We start from the raw sequence: 24,366 nt of genomic DNA on the forward strand, positions 1-24,366 counted from the left end.
TCCTTTCTATCCAAGTGCGTTAAATTTCCAACCGCTTGGAGTACTCGCATAAAAACCCGATCCCATATTACCGTCTGTAAAACGAATATGACCCCATTGTTGGAATCCACCGCCACCCAAGTTAACTCCCTGCATTGCTCGTATATTCCTAAAGATTTTCACTTCTTTTTCAGTACTTATATCAAACGTTTGTCCGTCTGGTGCTGGAGCTATATTGTTATTCACACCACCTACAGCAAGTGCGTTAAACGGCTGAATACCATCTGCTCTTTCTGCTGCTGCACGATCCCAATTATACATAGATGCATATTTGCCACTGTATAGCGTTACACCACTTACACAAATCGCTGTCCCTTGTCTCATGTCGGCATTTCCAGAACAAACTTTAATAATCAATGCGTGTTGTTGTGGAATATAGTTGGTCGGCACTTTGAAAGTGAAAGAGTATCTTCTGATTTCTCCATAAAATGTCGACGGTTCAGGAAAGTCCATTTTTTGTTCATTCCATATATCGTAACTTACATTGTCTCGGAATTTAACGCAGCATACTTGTAAACGTGGTTTTCCTGTTTTACGTACACCATTTATCATAGACGTTCTAAAGTGAGCAGAAACTGTATATTCGTTACCAGGATGTATCCCATTATTCACAATTGCTTCTGGGTAGTTATACATATCTACCCTTGCAGCATTCACCATTTGCTCGTAATCGAATATATGTGTATTCTTTTCTATTACGACATTTCCCCATGACTTCCAAGTAAGACCGTATCCACCTTCAAACCCATAATAATCGTTATGTCCAATGTTTTTCTTTGTAACACTAGAAAAATCGGGATCTGCTATTAGATTTCTTCTTGATACTGCAGTTGTTTTTGTTCCCCATTCGTCTTGGAATAGAAAGTCTAGCATTTTAACAGTTACACCATCTTTATCAATGGTTATCTTATCACCGTTAATTCTAATCAGATTCGTATCAATACCTTTTGCTGTTAGCCATTTCACCATTGTATCGGCATTAATGGCTACCTTTGAAACATCAATTTCTAATTTTTCCGATGAAAAGTTAATAGCTGCAATGATATTCCCTTTTTTAACTTCTGCAAGGATTCCTTCATCAAGAACCTTAAGTTTAGAACCCGTTTCTTTTACATAAGCGGCGTAAGTCTCATTAATAAACTTTTCTTGTTTCTTCGATGTTATTTCGACGCCATCCGCTGTAGCTTTTATTTCCCTCTCAATGTCCGTTACTTTTTTATTGTAATCTTCAGTAGCTACTCTATTAGCTATATCTTCCAGCATTTTGTCAACATCCGTTTGATCTTTCGGATGTAACCAAAATTCAGTAGCTATTTTACCACGCTGTAACATAGGTAACGCAATCCATAAGGTCCCATTTCTTCTCACCCATGGTTTATAACGCGCTTTAACAGCTCCAACTGGAACTGTTCCGGCAATAACAGCTCTAATCCAATTAGAATTTGCAGTTACATCGATACCAATTGATGATTGTGAAACTCGGATACCTTGGGCATTTAGATACTCAATTTCTAACACGAAACCTTGTCCTATGTTATTGGACATAAAGTAACCCGAAGCTACAATGTCTTCACCAGCAGTTACGTCTATCGTTTGATGAAGGCTATACCATTTATCTTCATTCAATCCAGTCGCATGTAATTTAGCCGTTGTATAACCTCTGTATGTTACAGAAGAGTCAATAACAGCACTATTACCATTTTGTGACCAGTATTTGAAGCCCTGAACGAACGCAGCGTTCCGTAGATCATTTATAGAACCCAATCCACCAACATAATCCTCAACATCTTTCTTTTTCATTGTTAACTTTAATGCTTCAGAATGTTGACCTATTGTTGTTGTAGCCTCACTAATCGTCTTTCCTTGCGCAGTTTGTGTTTCCTGTAATTTCTTAACACTTGCAGTTGTTCCTTCTGCATTCTTTTCCACAGTGTTAACACGTTCATCAAAAGAGGTTTGTGTTTTTTCTACCGTTTTAATACTTTCTTTAATACCATCCACACTTTTTTCAATCTCTGTTGTTTTCTTAGTGAATTCATTATTCGTTACTTGATTTTCTGGAGCTGGTGTCCAATCCTGTGGCTTATTCCCTTTATATAAAGCAACCCATTCTACAATTGCCTTTGTAGCATTATTTGGATAATTATATAAGTTTAATCTCCGTTCATTCCCACTTGTAGTTGCAACAGCTTTAAAAGTTACATAAGTTATTCCGTTAGCATAGGCACTTGTTGCATATCCAACATGATTTGTACCACCATTCTGCCAAATTCCAAATTGTTGGCCCTGCGGGACACTTCCTTTAATTACAAAAGTATATTCCTCACCTGCAACAAAATTTTCAGTTAGGGAATATGGATTGATTAGATAATCTATTTTTTCGTATTTAGTATTTGAATCTAATAACAGATTACGTCCTCCAGATTTATCGTTATTAACCTTTGTTTCTACTTTTGTTAACTTTTCACTAATCTTCCCTGCTGCTTCTTTGATCTCTGTTGTTACCTTGGTTAAAACATTCCCATCTGCAATATCTTCAGGAGCAGGTCGCCACGAATAATCTTTACTGCCTATAGTCAATTGTGGTGAACTCTGCTGATACCAACAACCAGCAGGAGGATTTGCATCGGGCTCTACACGAAAATGACTCTCGTTATCCGTTCCCGGTGATGACATCATACTTGCTGTCACTGTAAACGAAACGCTTACTCTTTGCCATTGATTAGTAGATTTATTTGGACGGATTCCGGTAGCACCTGGCGCAAAATAGAAAGTGTGTTGTAAATCTTGACCATCCGGTAAACCTTTTACACGAATAAAAATTGAATAGGTTACTTTATCTCCTACTTTTACAACTTTTCGATCTACTAAATCTTTGAAGTTATAAGCTAAAGCGGTCCATGATGATTGAGTTTCTACAACTGTATTTCCTTGAAAAACATCCTTCGAAATTTTGACTTTATCTGCTGACTTAAGCCACCAACGATTGTCTGCTTGCGCAATGGTCAAAGCTCCATCATAGGATTTAGAACCGACTAACAAATTTCTTACATCGTCATTAAAGTTTGCTACACTTTCTTTAACTTCAGAGATAACTCTCTTATTTCCGTCCACATCATTTACTAAGGTGTTGATTTTACTTGTAGTATCAGTACCATTTTTCGTTAATGTTTCAATAGAAGTTTTAAATCCCTCAGAATCCTGTTCAAACTTGGTTACTTTTTTATCAATTTCACCTTGATCTCTTTGTACATCAGAAATAGTTCTCGTAACTTTTTGAAGGCTTTCTGTTACTTGATTAAATTGTCCAGTGGTTTCTTCTTGCGCTTCTTCCACTTTCTTATTTAATTCTTCTTTTGCGAGTTTAATATCCTTATTAACCTGCTCCAGTGTATCTTTTTTAATTGATTCCACATCAGGAATAAGGATTTCCCAACCTTTACCGTTCCACACTTTTAAAACACCAGGTTTACCGTTACTAATATCTCGCCATATCGTCTTACCAATTTTAAGATTCGTTGTTGGTGGATTCACAGCCTCGATGATTTCTACTGTATTATTCTTCAAGTTTTCTTGAACTTTCTCTGCTAACTCTTTCGCTGCTTTCGACTCTTTCTGTGCTTCATTTACTTTTTTATCAGTATCTTGTACAAGTTCTTCTAATCTATCTAACAATTCTTTATTTGCTTTATTTCCTAAAGTAGCGCGAATCCTATTGTACATTTTTCTTAACTCTTCGTTCGGATCCGTAATTTCACGATAATCACCAAACACATATTTATCTTGTGTAGGATCCGTAAAAGATTCATCACCGGCAATTACACGTGCTTCAAGGTATAACTTAGGTGTGAAGCCCGTATCTTTAATTCGGATTGTATCGCCCTCGTTAATTAGTTCATGTGCCAGTCCGAAAATACGTCCAATCGATTGTGCTTCTACTTCATAAGAAACTGAAGTATTGACACGCTTCTTTAATTCAGTCTTCATCAAAGTCATTAATCGTTGTGGTGTCATATTTTGGTCTTCTGTTTCTGGAGTGTAGAAACCAAATTTATGTTTACCATGCGCATTCCATCGCTGAAATGCGTCATTATCGACGATGTAAGGTAGTTCTTTATTTATGCTTTCCACTGTGATAAGTTTGTCACCTTCACCTCGTACAAATCCGACAAGTGCTGTGCAAATATCCCTGGAATGTTCAATGCGTCTAACGCCCACTAAGTCTTTGCCCAGGGTTACTTCCTTCCCTGTCTCTCTCCCTCGTGTCTTTATCATATCGACGTACCATCCAGTAATTTTGGAACCCATTACTTCGACGCGATATTGGATTTCTAACTCAAATAAAGCAGCAATTTTCTTTAAAAAAGTGAGGGGATCGATGAATTCATCAATAGTCATCGTGTGGAAGGATGAATAATCCGTTATTCCACGTTGCCATTTCGAATCGGTAAGAGCGATATCAATAAACGTATTAACTGTTTCACTCTCTATGCGTTGAGGTTTAATAATCCCATCTTTGGCTATTTGAACCCAGGCACCAGAAGCATGTACAGTGAGCGATCTATCACCAGAGTCTTTTTCTACTTCATTATTGATAACATATGGAATAATGCGACCGTCACGCACTTCCTTTAAAACTAAGTTCTGCTGTTGTAATGTAACTGCATGTGGAGTACCGTCAAAAGTTTTGAATTCTAATGTATCAATGTTATTTTTGATTTCCCAATGACGGTTATCAGCCCAGTAGTCCTTTGGTTGAATAGCTGATATAATTTGATCTGTTTTAAAATCAACAACGTGAAGTAATCCGCTGGGTGTTCTCATCTAAAACGCTCCCTATATGTAACCTTTGCTGTGCCAATATCAGAAGGCATGATTTCTAATGTATTAATCCCTTTATTAATGACAGGAAAATTACTGAAAAACTCTTTAATATTAATCGCATTCTTCCCTTCAATTGTTACATGACTATTTTCTGTATCAATTACAACTTTATCACCAACATCTACTATATAAGGAGGTGTATTTTGATTATTTAAATTCACTTTCCAAAATTTTAAATCAGAAACTGTCATTGCTTCTACTGGTGGAACATCCTGCCACTGCATGATACTAATCTGTATTTGAGCTGCTTTTTCCATATGCTTATTGTCTTTATCAGTCCATCTCGCAAAGCGTTCTGAATCATCTTTTTCTGTTCCAGGAAGAAATTTTGAAATATAAGCCTCCCATACATTTCCGGTCCTAGCAATCCACAACCTACCATAATACTGATTCCATGTATTTGGATAATCACCACTCTCATAAATTAAACCTGTTTTTCCTGGTTTGTTATCGTATCCAATAACCATCGTTCCAAAATTTTGTTCGGCTTGCCAATAGAGATCGTTCATGGCAATTTTTGAAAGAACTTTACTGTTTTCATCGAGTATCGCTATCTCAACTCGTCCCATTTCATTGATTTTCTTGCTCTTACAAGTAACGTAAGCTTGCATGATAAAATCTTCTACTGGGCCACCAGGGATACTTTTTTTAACAGCTGCACCGTGCCATCCTTTTCCCGTTCCAAAATCAGAACAATAAAATTGATATTTATCTGATTTCATTTCACCAACCGGTTCCCCATCTTCCATTGAGCTGACTTTACTCCATCCGACCGTAGTGGCCATTTCATCCCATATAAGCCTTTGATTCCTTTCTACAGGCTTTTCCACAGTTTTTAGCGGCATCCCAATACGAAAATAATCTCGATCACTTAAAGATACCCCACCAAACCATACATCTAAAAAAGTGTTCGGTTTCGTAATTTCAATCTCAATTATAGGATTAGAATGAACAGTACCTTTATTTTGAACATTTGCTATTAACCCACGTCCATCCATTTCAAATTCTACCGTTTTAGTAGGTCCTAACTTATATGGCATTTCACAAACAAAAGTAAGGACTCCTTCTCCTAAATTCACTAATTGCTGTGGGTCAAACGATTCATCAATAAGGGCCAAATACGTGCGATCTTTTTCATCATCAAAGATCAGTTCTTGAGGTTGATCTGTAATAAGCCAATTAGCTATTTCTTCCTTTAACTTTTCAGCCTCTTCCATAGATTCATAAAATAATGCAACCGGTATAATTATTTTTCTCATTTTTGTTTGTGTTCTTATCAAACGCCCACCTGGATAGTGAGGGACTTCAAGGAATGTACGTTCCAAAGGAGCCCATGCAGGGCGTTTTTTACCCTGCAATGGGATTACATTTGAATTTCTTGTGATGCATATTGTTGTGCTCCAGCTTGTTGAGTTAATGGTAGAGACCCCATTATTCCGTTAGCAATCGCGTCGAATGTTTGTTTGCGAAGCGGTAAAACTGTTTCATCATATCCTCTTGCATCACCAACACCAATCAATGTCGGATTACCCGGTTTAATTAAAGCGCCATTCGCTGCCCATTTGACGTCGAAAGATGGCAAACCTTCATCAGCCCAACGCGCTGGGTTTAATGATCCGTTTATATTAATCTTCGGAACAGGAATATGAACACCACTAAACATGTTCTTAACGCCTGTTTTGATTTTATCAATCCACTCCATAACACCTTCCCAAGCATTTTTAAATGGGGTTGCGATTGCATCTTTCACTTTTCCGAATACTTCTTTTATCACTGTAAGGGTGTCTCCTGAGCTTTTAAAAATACCCTCGAACATGTCAGAGAATACCTTCTTTACACCATCCCAAGCTTCTCCAAACAGCCCTTTCATTTTGCTGCCTATTTTGCCAATGATGCCAAGTACCTTTCCAACACCCCATATTTGAATGAAATTCCAAATGAATTCCCATGCTCCTGATAAAATCTGTTTAATGGCATCCCATACGCCGGTCCAATCACCAGTCAGCAAGGAAGAAAATAGTTTAATTGTCCCTAAGATGATATCTAAGGCCCCATTTATAACGCCTTTTATGTTTCCCCATACATCTTCAATAATGAATAGAACAACAGGCATTACAAATTCAATAATGCCTTTTATAAGATCAAATGCATTTTTTACAGCTTGGACAATCTGATCCCCGTTTTCTTTCCAAAACGCCGCAATCTTTGCTATAATCCCGTTCACAAATGACATCACATCTGTTAATAAAGGCATTAAGTAAGGAGCTATTGTATTGAATACACCTTTAATAAAATCCCAAGTAGCCCCGATTATTCCCATAATTACAGGAGCAGCAGCTGAGATTAGAGATTGTACATTTTCTATAAAACTACTTAATTGGGCATGTACATCCTGAACGAACATGATAATATCCACTTTTTGTTCTGGAGAAAACCCTAACTTATCCAATAAATTACTAGCAGCTCCCCAATCACCAGATACGAGAGCTTTCATAGTTTCTACACCATATTGCACTGCCGCTGTAGTTTCTTGTATAAACTGAATTGCATTAGCTGAAAACCCTAGTTTAGTAAGGATGTCATAACCTTCAACTAGCGCATTCCTATCCCCAGTTGCAGCAATCCAGAATTGCTCGATAGCAGCGCCAACTTGTTGGATGATTCCAATTGCATCACGAAGTGGTTCGAATACTTTATTCATCGCTTCTTGACGTTGGCGAGTTTGCTCAATACCCTGTTGAAGTTTCTGGTATTCAACTTCAGATTGGTCGAGGATTTTATTGGCTTCTTCTTGAGTCATGGTCCCTTCCTCGACCTTCATTTTTAACTCTTCTTTTTTCTGAGCTAACATACCATCGGCATTCATCATATCTTCAGCGTGCTTCTTAGATAAAGCAAGTTTTTCATTATACTCTTCTTGCGTTATCTTCCCTTTTTTGAGATTCATATCAAGAATGGCTTTAGATTGAGCTAACTGCTGATCAGTTTGTTGCATTAGCTTAGCTGCTTCAACAGCTCTACCAGATGGATCAAGCCAGTCAGTAAGAGATTTAACAGCACTATTTGTTCCGTTTGTCATTGCAACAAGTGCTGGTTCAACATGCGAGAAAACAACAAGTCCTAAATTTTCTAATTGTGATTTAACGCCATCAACTGCACCTGATAAGTTATTTGCCATTGTTTCAGCCATAACCTTTGCAGAGCCTTCAGCAGTTTCGAGGGTATTTACCATATCATCAAAGGCAGGTTTACCACCTTTAATAACTTGAATCCATCCTGCATACGCTTCTTCACCGAAGATTGCTTTTGCAGCAGCGATTTGTTGAGCGTCAGTTAACTTCCCGAACCCATCGTGTAATTGACCGATAATTTCATTCATTGGTTTTAAATTACCTTGTGAATCCTTTACAGTTACATTTAATGCTGATAATGATTTAGCTGCTTCTTTCGGCGGGGCAGCTAAACGAGATAATCCGGCACGTAATGCAGTACCAGCCATAGAAGCTTTGATACCGTTATTTGCAAATATTTGAGCAATTGCTGCCGTTTGTTCGATGTTTAAACCGAATGTAGCAGCTACAGGAGCTGCGTATTTCATGGTCTCGCCGAGTTGTTCAACATTTAAGTTGGCAGTCGCTTGGGCTAACGCGAATACATCGGCCGCTCTTCCTGCTTCAGAAGCCTTCATTCCGAATGGTGTCATTGTATCTGTTACGATATCAGAAGCCTTTGCAAGGTCTAATGCACCAGCAGTTGCTAAATCAAGTAGTGGTTTACTAGCTGCAATCATTTGGTTAGAATCCCAACCTGCGAGAGCCATATATTCATAGGCCTCGGCTACGTTGGTAGCAGACCATCTGGTATCAGCACCAAGTTTACGAGCGTTAGCCCCAAGCTCAGCCATTTGTAGTCCGTTCGAACGCGAAAGAGCTTCTACCTTTGACATTTGTTTTGTGTACTCAGAACCAACATGAACTACACCAGCAACTGCGGCACCGACACCGACAGCGATGCCGACTAATCCGCCCATAGCTATAGCAGCTCCACCAACAGAAGAACCTAAACCAGCTGCCGCAGCACCAACTTGACCAAATCCACGACCTAAGATACCTGTGGTCCTTTGCCCGCTTCTTTCTGCATTAGCCAATCCTCTTTGTAACTGATCATCCTTTAAGAAAATTGACCCAAACATCTTAAATAATTCCATTTATTCACCCGCCTTTCCGCGGATTTTTGCAACACGAGCAAACACTTCTTCTTTTGTGAGTTTCTGTTTCGGTGTTTGTTCGATTGAATCGTTGTATTGTTTTACCTGTTCTTGCGTTGGATTTTCGCGCTTATGTTTAAATTGAGGGAATGTTTCATTACAGTACGGTTGTAAGGCGCACCATTCTTCCCATAACATGCGGTCCATCTCTTTTTTCTTTGCGGTGAGATACAAATTAATAACTATTTCTGCATCCAAACTCTTTATGTACTCCATATTTGGATAGCGAGAAGCTAACGTATCGATGAAGTCTATTTCATCAAGTTCACCGCATTGGAAAAAAGCTTAACCAATCCAACTTCTGAATCTTTAATTGCAGTAAACAACTTAACTAACTCTTCTAAATTTAAAGTTCGTATTGTTTCCCAATCTGGAGATGTTTTTTTATCATTTTCATCTTCATGAACTAAAAGTCCAGCTACAAATTCAAAGAATTCTTGTTCCGCTTCTTCTAATCCGAAAATAAACTTCATGATAATGTCGTACCCAAAAGTCTCTTGTGCAGCTAATACATCAGCTTGTGTTGCGCCTTCTTTATTTCGTACGCCCGTCATTAAATCTTTAAGTAAGTTAATATCAACCTTAAATTTCGATTTCTTCAAAATACGAACTACAGAAAATAAATCTCCGCCATGAATTTGTCTCACTTTGTATTCTTTTTCTTGAATTGCAATAGTCACATTTATTCCTCCTTAAAATAAAAAGAGCAGGGATTTTCCCTACTCTTTAACCTGCTGGTATTAATTCAGCTGCTTCTGTTGCTGTTAAAATACGTTTTTTCCATGGTACTTTTCGAATGTTTTCTGGATCACGATGTCCTGTGAATGTCACTTCTGGAACAACTTCACTTTCGTTTTCAAATCCTAGCTCTAATGAACCGTCAGATAATGCGTTATATACGATAATTTCAACGATATCTCCACCTAAAGTTTCGCCAACCCATGCTACGTTTTTAAGATAGCTATCTTTTGTTAGACGTTCTGTAGCTTCAATCACGTCGTACTTAATTGTTTTCCCGTCTTTTGTAACAGTCTCTTCTGATACTTTTAAACCCGCAATAAAATTTTTGATTTTTTCTTTATCCAAAAATTCAAGTGTCTTAAAACTAATTTGAGTTTTTGATTTTGTAATACGTTTCATCCCCATAGTGTCACCTGGAGAACCATCATATTCAATCTCTTTAAACTCTGGTTCGTATTTAAATGAGCCACCGCCTTGTGTAGCGCCTACAGGAAGTTCGTCTTTTTCTCCATAATTAAAGAAAAATGCACCCCAATCTCCGAATAGGACATTCTCTGGTTTTGGTTGTGGAGCTGCCATATAATCAACCCTTTCTATTGTTTAAAATAAGTTCGTAAAATGAATCGCACTTCTTTGCGTCTAATATTCGGGTCTGGATCAGGTACTTTCTGACTTGAAAGATAAGAAATAGCAGCACCAAATTCAGCGCTGCTTAATCTTTTTCTATGAAGATTGTTTTCTAGTTTCATAATCAGTTCATCTATTTTACTAAGATGAGCAGAAGTACCGTAAATATCAATTGTAAGCATGATATTCTTCCGTCCCCATGGTTCTTTATCATCGTTAACTGTATACACCAGATAAGGCATTTCAGCCGTTGTTTTCGCGATTTCATAGTACGTGTCTTTATGAATCTTTTTCAATTCACTGTGTAATGTATTTATAAAGTCATTCATGGTATCTACCTCATTAATGACGAATAGGTTCGTGTTGCAGCTTGCGTAATCATCGGTTTATTATTCTCCGCTGCAGGTCTAAGGAATGGTTGAGCATGTTGCCCTTGCGTTTTAACCATTTTCCCCGTTTTTGGGTCACGGTACATCCATGGAGTTTTCCTCCCGTCACCATCAACCGCATAGACTCCTGTGCCCTTCTCGACGTATATGCCATAGTCAGCGGATGTACCAATAACAACCTTTTCTAGTTCCGCTTTAGAACTAATACTGCTTCTTAAATTTCCAGTATCTACAGCAGCTAATAGTTTGGCTTTAGAACTAACAAATTGACCAACAGCAGTATGAGCCGCTTTCTTTGCAGCTAAATGCCTTGCCATAACAGCAGCTCTATTTGATTGGAATTTCATGCTCATATGGCAACATCTCCAATTCTATTTGAAAAAATCTACCTGCATTCATTGGATCACCGGGATAAGTAACGCTGTATACTTTATTATCAATAACTAATCTATCTTGAATAGTTACGTCAAATGGAAAACAGTAAAAGAAATGTGTACTTTCCTCTTCTACTTTCTTATTACGTGCATCCTTTGTCCCTTGAATGGCATCTAGTACACCTTTTACAGTGTTTATTACTCTCCATTCTTCTGTAGGATATGGTCCATCATCAGAACCATCATTACGAAGTACTGAAGCATCTTTACCAAACTTACGAATCATCGATTGAATCATAAGACACGTAGCCTCACTTTCAGCCCTTTCGTAATACTAGCAGGATAATCTCCAATATCATCATAAGTAACAGAGTAGTTACCTAATGATTCACTTTTCTTCCCTTCTCTCTCCTGTTCCTTATACTGATGAATCACCATTTTGGAAATAATACCAGGATAAGCAGGAGGAAACTCAGGTATTTTTCTATTCGTATACTCAGCAACCACAAGCATTGTATCTTCAATATCCACTAATAGATTTTCAGGTTTTTCATTAGGCAGCTTTATTTGTACACGCTTTAAAATTTCTATTTTCATATCCATCTAATCACCTACTTGTGTAAATGAAAAAGATGAAAGGCTTATTAAGCCCCTCATCCTGCTGGTGGTGCAGTTGGTGTAGTTGGTACGATTGTAGCCGTAAGCACTGCTAGTGATTCTTGACGAAGAATATCTCCACCATAAACCATAAGGCCACGAATACCATCAGCAAATGCACCTTGTAGACGCATTGCTTCTGTTTCATCTAATTGTTTACCATACCCAATAGCGGATTTATGAAGTCCAAGAATTTTATATTTACCACCAGATCCATGAACTTCTTCAGACACAACGATTTGTGAACCGTTGATAATTTGACCTTCAACAATACCATTTTCTAACACGACAGGTTGTTTAGTAAAACGGTCATCCTTAGATAACAATCCAAGAACTTGAGAGTTAATAATTGTGAAGCGTTCAGTTTTAGGTACTTTTTTAATGTTTAAAATTGTATTTAAGTCAACGATATAGTCGTAAGCGTTTTTTGGTGTTAATTCAATTGGAGATTTATCGCTACCGATTAAGTGTTCCTTAAGAGCTTCTGCATACTTACCTAAAATAAAGGTATCAACTGTTTCCTGAAGTACCGCGCCAGCTTCTTGTGTATGCGGATCGATTAAATTACCTGCTGCTTGTACTGCATCTACATCATCTACTTTGAACGCAAAGTACTTTTTCTGATCCATATTAAGTTCTACTTTAGAAGGATTCGTGTCATCCCATTCTACTTTTCCTTCATAATCTTTTACATTTACTGCCCCGACGCGGTTGAAGATAATTTTGTTACCTTCGATTTTTGTTGGTTTTGTTGTGATTAAATCAGCGATAGAACGCTTGTGGAAGTTCGCCATTAAACGCGCTTCCCAAATTGTTGGAATAAAAGTTGCTACTGACATATATTAATTCCTCCTCATTATTTCCATGTTTTCATATCTTTTTGGATTTGATCCCAGTTTTCGTTAATTTCAGACTGGTTCATTGTTGCTACTTGTTGACGAGTAAACACAGCGCCACTACCAGAACCGGCATAGACTTCGCGCCCTGCTGCTTTAAACTTCTCTGCTACTTTAGCTTCTAATGAAGTATTGAATAACTCATTAAGCTTCGCCACACGACTTTTTGTGTCATCTGCATCAGCACCGATAACAAAGTCCACAAATTTGAGGTCTAATCCTACTTCTGATAACGCCTCAGTTGCAGCCCACTGCATTTCTTTTTGGTGTAATACCTTTTCTCGTTCATCATTTTGCTCTTGGAGTTGTTTCATTTCGTATTCCGCTTTTTCTTGAGCGGTCATAGAAGCAGTACGGAAGCTTTCTAACTCTTTTTTAGTAGCGTTCAATTCTTTCGTATACTTGGTACGCACTTTGTCTTCTGCTGATTGAACCATTTTCTCGATAAACGCTTTTGTCGCTTCATCTAACTGTGGTTCTTTTGTGTCATCAACAGGTGGTGTTTGGTCATCTGGTGGCGTATCATCTGCAGGTGGTGTTGGATCAGAAAAGAATTGCAGATTTGATAAACGTAATGGTAATTTCGTTACTTCCTTTTCTTTAAAAAACTGTAACTGCTTATGTTTTTGTAAAATATTCATCATTTTTCCTCCTTTGAGTTCCTATGAATACGCCCTATTAAGTTCATAATCTATAAGCCCTCAAGTGTTTTTATTTGTATTATTCAACAATCATCCAATCTTCAGCTAAAATATCAGATACACTTGGAACCCACATCGCATGAGTGCCATCAGCACAACGTAATTGCAAGTAAGGTCGTACCTTAAATAAATCACCTTCATTTAATCCCCAAGCTTCTGCCGTTTGTTTATTACAAGGAATTCCATCAGGATATCCTTTTTGATAAACAGCAAACATATTCTTACCGTTCCAACCTTTACGTGACAACTTATTGCCACTTTTCATTAATTCGAGTGCTTTTCCAAAATTCATTATTCTAGACCGTCCTTCCATTCTTCATAACTAACTGCTGTAATAACTTCATTCCTACCTGTTGTCGGGTTTCTAGCCCTTCTCTCAATAAATGGACTAACATCCGCTACTTCCGTAATGAAAGTACAGCGGCAGCGTACAACCTCTTTAGCAGGTAAATTACTATCGTGTGGATATTCACAACTATAACCACCAACTTTAAATAATCCTTTAAACGGTACTTTTTGATGGTCTGCTGCTTGGTGAGTAGGACGTGTACGTTTATCTAATGTAGAAATCCAAATCTTCTCCATTGATACACCTTCGTCAAAAGCTTGCGAGGCACTGTCATAAGTACCTAAGTTTTGTACTCTAGCACTTTCTGTCCATGCAACCATTTGTGCTTTCTTCGCATCCCCATCAAGAATAGGCTTAATACGATTAGCCATTACCGCATACCCTTCACCTTTTCTAAGGCCGATGGATAGTTCTTTACGTATTCGGCTAATTATCTGTGCTCGATGAGTACTTAACCTTTGATTGAGTGTCATTTTATCGATAGGCATTTGTACCGCTCGCTTAATGACGTTCGGGTCAATCAGCCCATATGAAAGGGATACACCAACCTCTTTTTCGATAAGATAACTCGTATAATAAAAAGACTCCCCATATTGAGTGGAGAGTGTTTCATTGAGAGTTTTCTTTTTCTCATAAGTTATTTCATTAATAACTTGCTGTAGTTCACTTTGCAGGTTCTTGTATCGATTAAATCGACGCATTTCCTGCATACTTAACTGCTCATTTATCGCATATTTAGCATAATAAAAAGCCAGTATTCCTCTGACTTCTTCCAAAGCATCTTTATACAGGTAGAGAATCGCCTTTTCCAGCTCGTCCTCTATCTTTTGGAGGTGTTTCTGCTTCTTGTCCCATTCCATCGTTTTCACCGCCTTTATGTACAGTGTCTAAATCGATAGAATCAACCTCTTCTTCCTTCATCTTTTGTAATTCTGCCTTTGGATCAGGAATAACAGATAACATAGATAATCGTGTTTCTTCGCTTATTAAACCCTGTAATTTAGACTGAACATCAGCTTCATCAGATAAGTTTGCTGGAAGGTTACGTGTAAATTGGAACGTCATGCAAAGGTAATCTAATTCTTCTTTATTTGAGCGTAAATTCCAAGCGTCGAATAGTAACTTAAATTGTTGTCGCAATGACTTAGTGAATTTCATTTCTAATGTACCGGATTTTGTTTCTAACGATAGCAACTTATAACGAATAGCAACACCAGTAAGGTTACCACCAAACGATTCATCAGAAAGGTTCACATGCTTCGTGAATCGGCATATATTCTTTTCTAACCTGTCTAGATGATGTTCTAAAATGTTGTCATTAAGGTCCTTAGTTAAAAAATTAGCCTCGCCATTCTCGCCTACATCCAGAGCTCCAGTTTGTTTTAATTTCTCAATGGTATCATCATCTATATCCACACCTTTGAAAATCATATAAGCCAAACGGAACTGCTCAATCTCACTATTTACATCAGAGATAGCCCTATCATATCCCTCAATAAGAGAAATAGCTTTATCGACATCCCCCTGCAATTCTTCATTGTTAGGAAATCCGATAAGTGGTACACCTTTGTATAAATTAGTAATTCGATTTGTTTCTTTCAACTTATCTAAATCTTCACCAGTGTACTCAATGATTTGCGTATCATTGTAAAATTCCACTTTGTATCCGTCTTTGAAATCATCACCATCGATTACTTTGATTGGATAGCAGCGGATAGCGTATTTAGGCTCTGCAATGCTTGAATTAGTAAGAAATATTGCTTCATAAGGTTTGATATTCATAACCTTTTCAATTCCTTCTTTGTCATGGTAAAGCAGTCTCGCTCCATAACCGCAAATAGAAGCAAACTTTCCTGTTTCCGCGTCAGCATCTTCGGTATGATTCGATTTTAAAAAGTCTTGGATACGCTTCAATACTTCCTCGTCTTCATGATCTAGACTGTATGAAATAGGCAATCCGAACATATATCCTATTTTTGTATCAATAATTTCAGAAAAGAAATCATTGTTTAGCTTGTTGTTAACCTTGTCCTTATTCCCATCACCTTTAAACTCACGTGTGAATATAGGTACGCCTTTCTCACTTGCTTTGTAACGCTCATACCTATTTATCATGCGTTGTTTTAGTGGTTCAAACTCATCAATAATCTTTTTGAGTAGCTTAGGTGTGGGTTCACCATTTTCTTCATCCAGTAACGGAATGTAGTGTTCAAACATCGTCTCACCTCCTTAATAGATTGACTTAACAGCTTTCGCTTTGTTATTAGTTACCACGACTGTATTTACAAAATAACGATCACCATCCATCTGGTGGTCATTTTCTTTATTCGGTTTATCTTCACCACGAGCTGTAGCTTTTTCATCCCAAGTATAAGAAGCGTATTCACGAAATGTTTCTTTACAGCAGTCGTTGTATTTTATTTTCTCTTCATTCAGTAGTCTCGCTACATTACGTATACCATCTATAACTTCATTCTTAGCTTTAATAACTTTGAAACGATTCTTCTTTAATAAAGCGATAAATGAAGCCGCTGAAGGGTCAACTATAATCCCACGAATAGAAATTTCTCCGACAAATTCTTTTAGATCATCCAGATACTCATCATCAGTTTTTTGTTGCGAGTTCTTACGACCGTCATAATGATATTCTTTTGTTTTGTACCATATACCATCACATAAGCCCCATAATCCATATGTCATAGGGTTTTGTGTACCATAGTCACAAGATACATAATACTTCTCGTATTCTCTTTCTTTTGTTTTTACAACATGTTTTTCTTTATTAAACATGTCATATACAATGCCTTCTGCAAGCACCCACAGTCCTAAAATGAATCGTTGGAAGAAAACTCCGCTATACATGCGATAGTATCTTTGCTTCACTTTTTCAGATAAAGAAAGATTATCGTCCATTGTAAAATGAATATGTAGCAGGTTCTTGTCTTCCTTATTATCTATCCATTCGAGTTTGAACCAATGATACGGACCGGCAGGGTTACAGTTAAACCAATACTTTGAGCCTTCGATAGAACATCGTCCTGTTGCCTGGTTTACAAAGCTCTGTGGCATAAGAGCAACTTCATCAAAAAACATACCAGCTAATGTAATACCTTGGATAAGTTCTTGTGATGATTCGTCCTTACCACCGAATATATAGAAATGATTTGTGTGGCCATCTTTGCTAATAGTAAGCATATTATCTGATAGATGGTCCTTCACTTTATATTTACGCGATTTCAACATTTTCTTTAATGGAGTAATTACGTTACGTCGCAGGGATCCAATTGTTTTACCTGCCATACCTAAATTCTCTCCATTAAATGTTTCTGTTCCCCACATAACATAAGAAAGAGCCATCGATACAGTTTTGCCAGCACGAATAGAACCATCGCATATAATGCCGTCATGCTCCTTCACAGGTGAATCTTTTCTCCACCAAGTAAGTACTTGTAATTGTTTCTTAGAGAATGGTCTGAATTTAAAAGGAGCAGGTTTAAGTTTCATCTTCCCACACCTCTGCTGTTTTACCTTCTAATGCATCGATAAATCCATCATCTTCATACTCTTCACCTTCATCACCTTTAATGCGAGAAGTATCTGCTTTAATTTTATCAATTTGAGCTTTTTGCACTTCCATCTGTATTTTGTGGCGTTCTTCTTCGATTTTCCGTTTGAAATTGTCAGGTACCAAATCAAAGTACTGTGATAGTTTGTCCAGTGCTTTCATCTTGTCAGCAAGTTTTACTGACACACCATCTTTTCCAAGCTTTACTTCGGTTATTATAGAACCATCAACCATATCAGCCTCATGCAAGTCTACATAATTGATAATACGAGTTATTTCATTACCCGCTTCATCCTTCATAGGGCCGAACATCCCCATTACAGGAACTTCCTTCTGCCCAAAGGTCACATAGTTAGTAATGTCAGCAAAAGCAATCTTAATGTACTCTTTTAGTACATCCATCGCTTCTACAAATACATTCTCGACTAACTCACCTTTAAGTTCTTTTATATAAGAGGCAACGCGTTCACGTCTTAATAATCGGCTAGCTTGTACATGAGCACCATCTTTGGAGTAACCAGCCTTTAACGCAGCTTGTGTACCATTGAAGTATTTCACATAATACAAACAAAAGAGCCGTTCCTTTTCGGTCAGCTCTTCATCCTCTAAAATCTCTTTTAATTTTTCTTTCGTTTTGGGATTTTTAACATTGGTAACGCTCCTTTTTGCAATAGTAACGTTACCATTCATTTGCTCATCCCATTTATCTTGTGATTTCCACTTTCTGATTTGCGAAGGTTTGAGATTTAACTCTGCTGCAATATCAACTAATGGCTTCTCACCTTTACTTGCTTTATATATTTCGAATGCTTTATCTCTATCTGGGCTACGTTGTCTAGCCATAACCACCACCTCGCGGTAATCCCTAATTTATTTTACGAAAGATTCAAATTACTCTTTTATAAATATGTCCAAGTTGCTATAATAGAGTTAACATTGTCATCTGGAAAAGTAATTCGTCCCCAATACGAGTTACTTTTCCTTTTTTTATGGCTACTTTTCTAAGAATTCATCCAACGTTTTACCAAGCAAACTAATCATCGCTTCTCTCTTTTGCTTTGGTGTTGTATTATCTTGCATTTCATTAAAGATAGGAAGTACACTTTCTAATTTCTTTTTATCGATGCGTTCATTTACAACGTCCTGTCCTAACATTGAAATAAATGTACCAATTACAACAGCTTGTTCTTGTTTATCTAGTTTCATTTATCTCACTCCCTTTAATTACGCCACATTTGATTGAATCAGCTGTATGTTCGACAATAGATTCCGCTACAACTCTTCCATCTAATGAAACTCCAACTTTACAATCCATAGGAATAGATTTACTATCGTTACTCTTCTTAATTATTTCAGATTGTTTATTTATTAATTGAACATGAGTTATATCCGCTTTCGTTGCTAATTCCTCTTCGAACATAGTTACTTTTCTTGTTAATCCTTCAATCGTTCGTTGTAATCCAGTAACTTGTATTCTTAATTCAACAATTTCAGTTTTCATTTGGTAGTTTTGATTATCCATCCTTCATCCTCCTCCAAAATAAAAAATAGCACTTATTCCAGCGCTAACATTTCTTTCTCGTGCATTTCTTCTAATAATAGCCACAGCATAAAGTAACCTTGTGCACCAGCGACTTTTCTAATGAATTGATATTGTTCTTCCGGTTTACTAACTAATGATCTAGAAACCTTATAAATATTTTCTTTTACTGTCTTCCAATCAATCGCACCTAATTCCTTATGCATATCTGTACACCATATTCTCGATAAGATAAAACGCATACCTAGAACAGCATTAGAAGCATTGATTTTAGAATTGTTAGCATTCACATGTCTTTTGACATCATCGGAGATTTCATCAAAATCAAGTTTGAATGTTTCGCATATAGGACTAAGATACTTAAAACTTATTTCATTAATATCCTGTTCCATTACCATCACTCCCTCCAAAATAAAAAGCAGTATTTAATCGTTTACATCAGAAACAAATTCTTGCGATACATCTTCTGCTTCACAATAGACATCTAGGTCGGTCCAATAATTTTCATCATAACGATATTCTTGTAAGTGATCTGTAGGCCATCCTATTTTTTTATGCCTAGCAAGAACTTCATCATAATCTTTATTTCTAGCGTCTTCTCTAAATCTTCTGGAAGCTAGCTCTTCTGCTCTCTCGTGGTTTTCCGCAATGACATACACATGTATTTGGCTATATCCTGTATATCCATTCGTCACATAATAAAGATTCATTTTCTTTCTTTTCTTCATATATCGCTTCTTTTTCATAAAAACCACTCCAAAAAGAATCTTATTTTGAAAAATCCATAACGAAAACTAATTTATGCAGGGAAATGAATAGACCTAACAGTTTTAGTTTACATAATAGTTATTATATGACAGTCATTAACATGGGAAATACGCATGGTTGAGCGATTCTTGTTTTATACCGTTATACAGTTTTTATACATCGTTGATTTAACAGCATTCTTATTAATCGTTAACCCTAATTTCTTGCATAAACTTCACTATGTTAACTATCTGTATTTTAATTTAAAATTACCCAGTCATTTGCTAACATATCCGTTTGGGATGCGAGCCAGCCAACAACAATTGTATTTTGTGCAGTCTTCATTGCAATGGTATCAACAAATGAAGGTTCTACCCCTACATACTCGCCGTATCCATATCCTAATCCCTTAGACAATTTATTACCTTCAATAAGATACAAAAACATATTTTTACCGTTCCATCCTTCACGAGCTACGTTTTTCCCTTGCACTAGTGCCACTATCGCTTGTCCAAAACTCATTATTCAACAACCTCCCAATCTTCTGCTAACATATCAGCTTGGTACGCTTGAGCGGGTACAACCCCACCATTATCCTTTAATACAGCGAATATCATATCGTGAGTTTGAAATTCCCTTACATATCCAGCGTTCAGTTCTTCTTTTACCTCTGGATTCTTGGAGAGAAACCAATATCCACCCCAAATAGACCTTTTTACTTTTTTACCTTGTTTCAACGCTTCTAGAGCTTGACCGAAATTCATTATTATTTCCTCCTCTATTTCCGTTCATTGTGTCCATTTGTTTTCTAAAATGCAACACGTTTGCGCTTATCTTTCCTTAACAACAAACAAGACGCCCCCAGATCACGGAAGCGCCTACGATAATTGCTATTGGTTTAATTAAAACTGTCGCACTCTAATACTCTCATTTTCTTGAATTTTAGAAACGGATTCGGCAATCGTCCCCCCATTTAAGGTGACAGGAACACTCATCATTCCAGCACTCACTATTCCTCCCCGCGCTAAACCTGAAAATTTATTAGTCAATTTCTCCAATCTCTCTAATGCAGCAACACATTCATTGGCAGCTTCAGTTACTTCCTTCATTTGTTTTAACGCTTCTGTCGTATCGACATCAATGTTAATCTTTAATTTGTTATTAGCCATCTACAATTCCCTCCGCAGCTTTCTTTAACTTCTCTATCTTTTCTTGCGCATCTTTAGGAAGAACGCTCATTTTAGTGCTTAATTCCTTTTTTAAATGATCAATCGTGTTGACTACACCTTCAATTCTCATACATAAGTCGTTAATTACTTTTTGTTGATCTCGATTTACACTATCTAAATCATTAACTAATTTTTCTAATCGATCGATTCTTTCCGCAAGATATTGATTATCCATCCTTCATCCTCCTTTTTAAGTGTCTAATTTGTCTACTATAGCTGTATACATTCGTTATCCATCTAACATAGTTAAACGATCTTTAATGTGTAATTTTTATATAACAAAGAAAAGCACCCATTATGGATGCTATAGTTCACTCTTTAAATAAGGAATACTAATGATTTTATTGTTGCTTAATGGTATGGTGACTGTTCTTAATTCCTTAACAGCTGCTCCATCACTTAAAGTGCTATTTCTTAATTGTTTCTCTAACAATTCGTTGTTCGCTATAATTGTTATTTCTACATTTTCTTTATTACTCATATCCTCATCCTTTCTTTAAAAAAGAAACCGCCACTATTAAAATGACGGTTCTTTTACGGCTTATAAAAATATTAAAGGGGATGGGAGAAATTCACGTTCGAACATAAGGGGATATGTCTATGTGAATCGAATGCCAAGATCACTCTTAACATTCTCTCAGCCACTGCATTCCCGTATTCTTAGCTACGCACTTTACGTTCAGTGACTGAGAGAAGACTAAGAATAGTCCTCCCTCTGAATAGGTATAGTCAATACTTCGGCTGTCGCATAGCCTTCGTTGACCGATATCGAATTATAAAGGATTCATATCAAGACGTTTGTATTTCTTCCGACGTCTTTTTAAATAGGTGGTGTACTTGTTTTAATTTTTACTACATGAGAATCAACCCCTTTATTAAATGATTTGCAGCAATGAGACTCGCAATATCCCATCGCTTATTGTGTATTGAAAAAAACATCCCTATAGAATCTATATACGAGCAAACACTTGGTCACCCAAAACAGATACCATCGGAACAGGTCTCGGTAACCTTTCATATATAGGGGGCATTTGTACCACAAATTTCGACATTTTTCGCAACTAAAATCAAAACATGCAGAAGAGACTTTCATTTATTCTTTTTCCAATCTTCTTATCTGCTCTTTCTAAATGGTTTTGAATAGTAGTTTTTTTCACCCCTAAATAATTAGATATTTTTTCCATCGTTAAACCATGACCTCTAGACATTACATATATTTCCTTTTCTCTATCCGTTAAAGTTGATAATGCATCTTCTAACTGCATACGGTCCCATTCAGAGATAACACTTTCTTTTGCTGCTGTATCCCATTCATATACTGGCATTACAGTACTACGCACATATCTTTGCATTAATAATGGGTCACATGGTTTCTCACGTTCATATGCCGCCCTACGTTCAATTCCTCTTTTTTTCCCTGGCTGTTTAGCAGTACGCATCCATTCTAGAGCGTAATTAATATCACTGATCATTCCATTGATAATACTTATAAAACGCCCTCTGAATGCGGACTATTACTTTCATTGTTTTTTTATTTATCATTTTAATACGGTAAGTGAAATTTTAATTTAATCCTCTTTTTTTTAGCTGCTCCGATACATTTTTACCATCTGCAATACCAAAGTATCTAGCAATAGCTGTATACGTCATTCCGTCTTCTCTCATAGCTGCAGCTTTCACACAAATTCTATCCCATTCTTCTTTCGTTTTCCTTTTTCGCTTTTGCACTTCTTCTTTGCCACCTAGAAATGCGCCTAGTTTTATTATTTCTTTCCCTATGGTGCAATTTGAACTACAATGATCCAATTGCTGATATCTATACTCACAATTTTTACAATACTTATCCTGCATATTTAGAACTTTGATACGCGCCTCTTTAGCATTCATATCTTCACCCTCTATTACTTTAACTAATACTTGGCCATTCTAACTTATCAACATAATATAGGTAATCTACTAACGCACGATTAGTTGGTGTTACTAAATATGCTCTCTCATCAAATACTTCTCTTTTTATTGATTTTGGACCACCATTTTCTGCTGCTTTCATATACTCTTTAATTAGCGCAAATGGAACTAAGAATATAGAATGTTCTTTACTAAACTCCAATAAAATGAAACAAATTGCTCCCATCTGCTCAGCTTGTAGTAACCATTTGTATTGGTGAGGCTTTATATTACTTAAATCAAAGCGTTTTTCTTTTATAGTAGCCTTGGCCTCAAATGCAATAAATCGACCTTTATATATCCCATCATAATCCACTGTAGATTTTTTCTCGTAATATCCTTCTTTAATTCTTCCATCCCTATATTTTTTCGTAACTACAACGGGTGTAGCTCGTTTTTCAATTAATGCAATTTCATTATTTCTATACATATCGTTTGACCAATTAATTAGATTTTCAAATGCAGGTCCATGTGCTCCGCTATATGCCATTTATATCAGTCTCACTTTCTATTCAAAGGATTATTTTGTTCAGTTTTTCTTTATTTTGAGAAATTCAATACTACTATAAGGAATTAAAGTTCCATTACATTCAATAGCACCTTTCTTGGTATAATCCACTTTCTTCATTTGTTCCCACGTTTTTTTCATTTCCTGTTCAGTATCAAATATCCACCCTAAACTTCTTCCGCTTTTAAGATTAATCTCAATCATTTCCCTCTACCTCCTTATTAATATCGAAAAGAAATATAACTCGGATTTACCACGCTGGTTACAAATGATTCGCTATAAAAATACTTTGGTTTAACATGAAACCTCTTGCAAAGTACTTGTATCTGATTAAATGATGGAATGATTCTTGGTCGCTCTATCTCAATCAACTTATTAATATCGACATCTAACAATTCAGCAGCCTGTCCTTGAGTCATTCCGGATAAATGCCGAAGTTCTGTTAACTTCTCCCCGTTAAAATTACTCATAATATTTTGGTCCCTTCTGAATAAAACTCAATATTCCGTCAATACTGTAGACAACCCATTAAGTTACTTTCTCCTTGTTCCCCCTTGGAGATGAGCAGTTAGCTTTTGCTAGCTGCTCTTTTAATATTCTGTTGAAGCTATGACGCATGGTTTTGTAATGTTATTTTGTTTTATCGCCCATTCAAAAGATCTTAAAACAACCAACTCCCCACCTCTATGCATCATTGTTTGACACTGCTGTTGCTCCTCATAAGGTAAGTCATCAACGTTGATATGCATCGTTTCTTGCAAACTAACTTCTCCTTCGAAGTATTCGTTTAAATCTTCATCACCAATACCACATTCTTCTTTGTAATATTCCTTTGCTTGTTCTTCCGTTTCAGCACAAACCCAATCAATATCATTCATTTTAAATACTTTCATATCCATTCCCCTT

Annotated in this window: 31 protein-coding genes and 1 pseudogene; all 32 read right to left on the bottom strand. The window is 36.8% G+C overall.

The window, feature by feature from the left end; all coding sequences use genetic code 11:
• Positions 1–6: 6 nt before the first annotated feature.
• The 32 genes and pseudogenes from QCI79_RS11660 to QCI79_RS11815 all read right to left on the bottom strand — a co-directional run bounded on the left by QCI79_RS11660 (position 7) and on the right by QCI79_RS11815 (position 24,359).
• Positions 7–4,863 carry a phage tail spike protein gene (locus QCI79_RS11660; protein WP_048549193.1) on the bottom strand — a complete coding sequence of 1,619 codons (4,857 nt, stop codon included), beginning with the start codon at positions 4,861–4,863 and terminating at the stop codon, positions 7–9.
• Entirely contained in the window at positions 4,860–6,314 is a 1,455-nt protein-coding gene (locus QCI79_RS11665) for a distal tail protein Dit (protein WP_353842257.1), read from the bottom strand. The genes QCI79_RS11660 and QCI79_RS11665 overlap by 4 nt, the downstream gene beginning before the upstream one ends.
• Positions 6,287–9,130 carry a phage tail tape measure protein gene (locus QCI79_RS11670; protein WP_353842242.1) on the bottom strand — a complete coding sequence of 948 codons (2,844 nt, stop codon included), beginning with the start codon at positions 9,128–9,130 and terminating at the stop codon, positions 6,287–6,289. Before QCI79_RS11670 ends, QCI79_RS11665 begins: the two co-directional genes overlap by 28 nt.
• Positions 9,131–9,388, bottom strand: a complete 258-nt coding sequence (locus QCI79_RS11675) for a hypothetical protein (RefSeq protein ID WP_016090412.1) — start codon at positions 9,386–9,388, stop codon at positions 9,131–9,133.
• A gap of 53 nt (positions 9,389–9,441) precedes the next feature.
• A complete protein-coding gene (locus QCI79_RS11680) occupies positions 9,442–9,870 on the bottom strand; it encodes a hypothetical protein (RefSeq protein ID WP_016049858.1) in 429 nt (142 codons plus the stop codon).
• Positions 9,871–9,916: 46 nt separating this feature from the next.
• Positions 9,917–10,510, bottom strand: coding sequence for a hypothetical protein (locus QCI79_RS11685; protein WP_016049857.1), 594 nt, complete (start codon positions 10,508–10,510; stop codon positions 9,917–9,919).
• A 14-nt stretch (positions 10,511–10,524) separates the two neighbouring features.
• A complete protein-coding gene (locus QCI79_RS11690) occupies positions 10,525–10,887 on the bottom strand; it encodes a hypothetical protein (protein WP_016049856.1) in 363 nt (120 codons plus the stop codon).
• 5 nt (positions 10,888–10,892) lie between these two features.
• Complete coding sequence (locus tag QCI79_RS11695; RefSeq protein ID WP_016049855.1) at positions 10,893–11,300, bottom strand: HK97-gp10 family putative phage morphogenesis protein; 408 nt, start codon at positions 11,298–11,300, stop codon at positions 10,893–10,895.
• Positions 11,275–11,619: a head-tail adaptor protein gene (locus QCI79_RS11700; protein WP_016049854.1), complete on the bottom strand. Its 345-nt coding sequence runs from the start codon at positions 11,617–11,619 to the stop codon at positions 11,275–11,277. The genes QCI79_RS11695 and QCI79_RS11700 overlap by 26 nt, the downstream gene beginning before the upstream one ends.
• Positions 11,616–11,924 carry a head-tail connector protein gene (locus QCI79_RS11705; RefSeq protein WP_016049853.1) on the bottom strand — a complete coding sequence of 103 codons (309 nt, stop codon included), beginning with the start codon at positions 11,922–11,924 and terminating at the stop codon, positions 11,616–11,618. Before QCI79_RS11705 ends, QCI79_RS11700 begins: the two co-directional genes overlap by 4 nt.
• A 50-nt stretch (positions 11,925–11,974) precedes the next feature.
• Entirely contained in the window at positions 11,975–12,817 is an 843-nt protein-coding gene (locus QCI79_RS11710; protein WP_016049852.1) for a hypothetical protein, read from the bottom strand.
• 17 nt (positions 12,818–12,834) lie between these two features.
• Complete coding sequence (locus QCI79_RS11715; RefSeq protein WP_016049851.1) at positions 12,835–13,515, bottom strand: DUF4355 domain-containing protein; 681 nt, start codon at positions 13,513–13,515, stop codon at positions 12,835–12,837.
• Positions 13,516–13,594: 79 nt separating this feature from the next.
• Positions 13,595–13,867, bottom strand: a complete 273-nt coding sequence (locus tag QCI79_RS11720; RefSeq protein ID WP_016049850.1) for a DUF2829 domain-containing protein — start codon at positions 13,865–13,867, stop codon at positions 13,595–13,597.
• Positions 13,867–14,634: a phage minor head protein gene (locus QCI79_RS11725; protein ID WP_016090413.1), complete on the bottom strand. Its 768-nt coding sequence runs from the start codon at positions 14,632–14,634 to the stop codon at positions 13,867–13,869. Before QCI79_RS11725 ends, QCI79_RS11720 begins: the two co-directional genes overlap by 1 nt.
• A gap of 73 nt (positions 14,635–14,707) precedes the next feature.
• Positions 14,708–16,141, bottom strand: a complete 1,434-nt coding sequence (locus QCI79_RS11730) for a phage portal protein (RefSeq protein ID WP_016049848.1) — start codon at positions 16,139–16,141, stop codon at positions 14,708–14,710.
• A gap of 12 nt (positions 16,142–16,153) precedes the next feature.
• Entirely contained in the window at positions 16,154–17,428 is a 1,275-nt protein-coding gene (locus QCI79_RS11735; protein WP_016049847.1) for a PBSX family phage terminase large subunit, read from the bottom strand.
• Positions 17,418–18,332 (bottom strand): terminase small subunit, encoded by a 915-nt coding sequence (locus QCI79_RS11740; protein WP_016049846.1) that lies wholly within the window; start codon positions 18,330–18,332, stop codon positions 17,418–17,420. The genes QCI79_RS11735 and QCI79_RS11740 overlap by 11 nt, the downstream gene beginning before the upstream one ends.
• A 150-nt stretch (positions 18,333–18,482) precedes the next feature.
• Complete coding sequence (locus QCI79_RS11745; protein ID WP_000762692.1) at positions 18,483–18,695, bottom strand: hypothetical protein; 213 nt, start codon at positions 18,693–18,695, stop codon at positions 18,483–18,485.
• On the bottom strand, positions 18,682–19,011 hold the full coding sequence (locus QCI79_RS11750; RefSeq protein WP_016049845.1) for a hypothetical protein: 330 nt from the start codon (positions 19,009–19,011) through the stop codon (positions 18,682–18,684). The genes QCI79_RS11745 and QCI79_RS11750 overlap by 14 nt, the downstream gene beginning before the upstream one ends.
• Positions 19,012–19,043: 32 nt before the next feature.
• The gene (locus QCI79_RS11755; protein ID WP_228220185.1) at positions 19,044–19,421 is read right to left on the bottom strand and encodes a hypothetical protein; all 378 of its coding nucleotides are present in this window, start codon (positions 19,419–19,421) and stop codon (positions 19,044–19,046) included.
• Between the two features lie 33 nt (positions 19,422–19,454).
• Positions 19,455–19,775 carry a hypothetical protein gene (locus tag QCI79_RS11760; protein WP_016049873.1) on the bottom strand — a complete coding sequence of 107 codons (321 nt, stop codon included), beginning with the start codon at positions 19,773–19,775 and terminating at the stop codon, positions 19,455–19,457.
• Between the two features lie 259 nt (positions 19,776–20,034).
• Positions 20,035–20,298, bottom strand: a complete 264-nt coding sequence (locus QCI79_RS11765; protein ID WP_016049872.1) for a DUF2829 domain-containing protein — start codon at positions 20,296–20,298, stop codon at positions 20,035–20,037.
• Positions 20,298–20,540, bottom strand: a complete 243-nt coding sequence (locus tag QCI79_RS11770; RefSeq protein WP_016049871.1) for a DUF2829 domain-containing protein — start codon at positions 20,538–20,540, stop codon at positions 20,298–20,300. The genes QCI79_RS11765 and QCI79_RS11770 overlap by 1 nt, the downstream gene beginning before the upstream one ends.
• 138 nt (positions 20,541–20,678) lie before the next feature.
• Entirely contained in the window at positions 20,679–20,945 is a 267-nt protein-coding gene (locus QCI79_RS11775; RefSeq protein WP_016049870.1) for a hypothetical protein, read from the bottom strand.
• Positions 20,938–21,180 carry a hypothetical protein gene (locus QCI79_RS11780; protein WP_016049869.1) on the bottom strand — a complete coding sequence of 81 codons (243 nt, stop codon included), beginning with the start codon at positions 21,178–21,180 and terminating at the stop codon, positions 20,938–20,940. The genes QCI79_RS11775 and QCI79_RS11780 overlap by 8 nt, the downstream gene beginning before the upstream one ends.
• A 129-nt stretch (positions 21,181–21,309) precedes the next feature.
• Positions 21,310–21,486, bottom strand: coding sequence for a hypothetical protein (locus tag QCI79_RS11785; RefSeq protein ID WP_016049868.1), 177 nt, complete (start codon positions 21,484–21,486; stop codon positions 21,310–21,312).
• A 586-nt stretch (positions 21,487–22,072) separates the two neighbouring features.
• Positions 22,073–22,495, bottom strand: a pseudogene (locus tag QCI79_RS11790) (sigma-70 family RNA polymerase sigma factor); the annotation flags it as partial.
• 73 nt (positions 22,496–22,568) lie between these two features.
• Positions 22,569–22,892: a hypothetical protein gene (locus tag QCI79_RS11795; RefSeq protein ID WP_016090448.1), complete on the bottom strand. Its 324-nt coding sequence runs from the start codon at positions 22,890–22,892 to the stop codon at positions 22,569–22,571.
• A 19-nt stretch (positions 22,893–22,911) separates the two neighbouring features.
• The gene (locus QCI79_RS11800) at positions 22,912–23,442 is read right to left on the bottom strand and encodes a Holliday junction resolvase RecU (protein ID WP_016049864.1); all 531 of its coding nucleotides are present in this window, start codon (positions 23,440–23,442) and stop codon (positions 22,912–22,914) included.
• 39 nt (positions 23,443–23,481) lie between these two features.
• Positions 23,482–23,664, bottom strand: a complete 183-nt coding sequence (locus QCI79_RS11805; protein WP_021728831.1) for a hypothetical protein — start codon at positions 23,662–23,664, stop codon at positions 23,482–23,484.
• A 17-nt stretch (positions 23,665–23,681) separates the two neighbouring features.
• On the bottom strand, positions 23,682–23,930 hold the full coding sequence (locus tag QCI79_RS11810) for a helix-turn-helix domain-containing protein (RefSeq protein WP_021728832.1): 249 nt from the start codon (positions 23,928–23,930) through the stop codon (positions 23,682–23,684).
• A gap of 120 nt (positions 23,931–24,050) precedes the next feature.
• A complete protein-coding gene (locus QCI79_RS11815; protein WP_031310100.1) occupies positions 24,051–24,359 on the bottom strand; it encodes a hypothetical protein in 309 nt (102 codons plus the stop codon).
• Positions 24,360–24,366 lie beyond the last annotated feature (7 nt).

Source organism: Bacillus cereus group sp. MG1, assembly GCF_040460035.1.
GTDB classification, from domain to species: Bacteria; Bacillota; Bacilli; order Bacillales; family Bacillaceae_G; genus Bacillus_A; species Bacillus_A cereus.

Bases quoted from the DNA above. Each gene is read 5' to 3' on its own strand.
- QCI79_RS11660 (WP_048549193.1), bottom strand. From the start codon at position 4,863: ATGAGAACACCCAGCGGATTACTTCACGTTGTTGATTTTAAAACAGAT.
- QCI79_RS11670 (WP_353842242.1), bottom strand. From the start codon at position 9,130: ATGGAATTATTTAAGATGTTTGGGTCAATTTTCTTAAAGGATGATCAG.
- QCI79_RS11685 (WP_016049857.1), bottom strand. From the start codon at position 10,510: ATGGCAGCTCCACAACCAAAACCAGAGAATGTCCTATTCGGAGATTGG.
- QCI79_RS11690 (WP_016049856.1), bottom strand. From the start codon at position 10,887: ATGAATGACTTTATAAATACATTACACAGTGAATTGAAAAAGATTCAT.
- QCI79_RS11695 (WP_016049855.1), bottom strand. From the start codon at position 11,300: ATGAGCATGAAATTCCAATCAAATAGAGCTGCTGTTATGGCAAGGCAT.
- QCI79_RS11700 (WP_016049854.1), bottom strand. From the start codon at position 11,619: ATGATTCAATCGATGATTCGTAAGTTTGGTAAAGATGCTTCAGTACTT.
- QCI79_RS11705 (WP_016049853.1), bottom strand. From the start codon at position 11,924: ATGGATATGAAAATAGAAATTTTAAAGCGTGTACAAATAAAGCTGCCT.
- QCI79_RS11710 (WP_016049852.1), bottom strand. From the start codon at position 12,817: ATGTCAGTAGCAACTTTTATTCCAACAATTTGGGAAGCGCGTTTAATG.
- QCI79_RS11715 (WP_016049851.1), bottom strand. From the start codon at position 13,515: ATGAATATTTTACAAAAACATAAGCAGTTACAGTTTTTTAAAGAAAAG.
- QCI79_RS11720 (WP_016049850.1), bottom strand. From the start codon at position 13,867: ATGAATTTTGGAAAAGCACTCGAATTAATGAAAAGTGGCAATAAGTTG.
- QCI79_RS11725 (WP_016090413.1), bottom strand. From the start codon at position 14,634: ATGCAGGAAATGCGTCGATTTAATCGATACAAGAACCTGCAAAGTGAA.
- QCI79_RS11730 (WP_016049848.1), bottom strand. From the start codon at position 16,141: ATGTTTGAACACTACATTCCGTTACTGGATGAAGAAAATGGTGAACCC.
- QCI79_RS11735 (WP_016049847.1), bottom strand. From the start codon at position 17,428: ATGAAACTTAAACCTGCTCCTTTTAAATTCAGACCATTCTCTAAGAAA.
- QCI79_RS11740 (WP_016049846.1), bottom strand. From the start codon at position 18,332: ATGGCTAGACAACGTAGCCCAGATAGAGATAAAGCATTCGAAATATAT.
- QCI79_RS11745 (WP_000762692.1), bottom strand. From the start codon at position 18,695: ATGAAACTAGATAAACAAGAACAAGCTGTTGTAATTGGTACATTTATT.
- QCI79_RS11750 (WP_016049845.1), bottom strand. From the start codon at position 19,011: ATGGATAATCAAAACTACCAAATGAAAACTGAAATTGTTGAATTAAGA.
- QCI79_RS11755 (WP_228220185.1), bottom strand. From the start codon at position 19,421: ATGGAACAGGATATTAATGAAATAAGTTTTAAGTATCTTAGTCCTATA.
- QCI79_RS11760 (WP_016049873.1), bottom strand. From the start codon at position 19,775: ATGAAAAAGAAGCGATATATGAAGAAAAGAAAGAAAATGAATCTTTAT.
- QCI79_RS11765 (WP_016049872.1), bottom strand. From the start codon at position 20,298: ATGAGTTTTGGACAAGCGATAGTGGCACTAGTGCAAGGGAAAAACGTA.
- QCI79_RS11770 (WP_016049871.1), bottom strand. From the start codon at position 20,540: ATGAATTTCGGTCAAGCTCTAGAAGCGTTGAAACAAGGTAAAAAAGTA.
- QCI79_RS11775 (WP_016049870.1), bottom strand. From the start codon at position 20,945: ATGGCTAATAACAAATTAAAGATTAACATTGATGTCGATACGACAGAA.
- QCI79_RS11780 (WP_016049869.1), bottom strand. From the start codon at position 21,180: ATGGATAATCAATATCTTGCGGAAAGAATCGATCGATTAGAAAAATTA.
- QCI79_RS11785 (WP_016049868.1), bottom strand. From the start codon at position 21,486: ATGAGTAATAAAGAAAATGTAGAAATAACAATTATAGCGAACAACGAA.
- QCI79_RS11795 (WP_016090448.1), bottom strand. From the start codon at position 22,892: ATGAATGCTAAAGAGGCGCGTATCAAAGTTCTAAATATGCAGGATAAG.
- QCI79_RS11800 (WP_016049864.1), bottom strand. From the start codon at position 23,442: ATGGCATATAGCGGAGCACATGGACCTGCATTTGAAAATCTAATTAAT.
- QCI79_RS11805 (WP_021728831.1), bottom strand. From the start codon at position 23,664: ATGATTGAGATTAATCTTAAAAGCGGAAGAAGTTTAGGGTGGATATTT.
- QCI79_RS11810 (WP_021728832.1), bottom strand. From the start codon at position 23,930: ATGAGTAATTTTAACGGGGAGAAGTTAACAGAACTTCGGCATTTATCC.
- QCI79_RS11815 (WP_031310100.1), bottom strand. From the start codon at position 24,359: ATGGATATGAAAGTATTTAAAATGAATGATATTGATTGGGTTTGTGCT.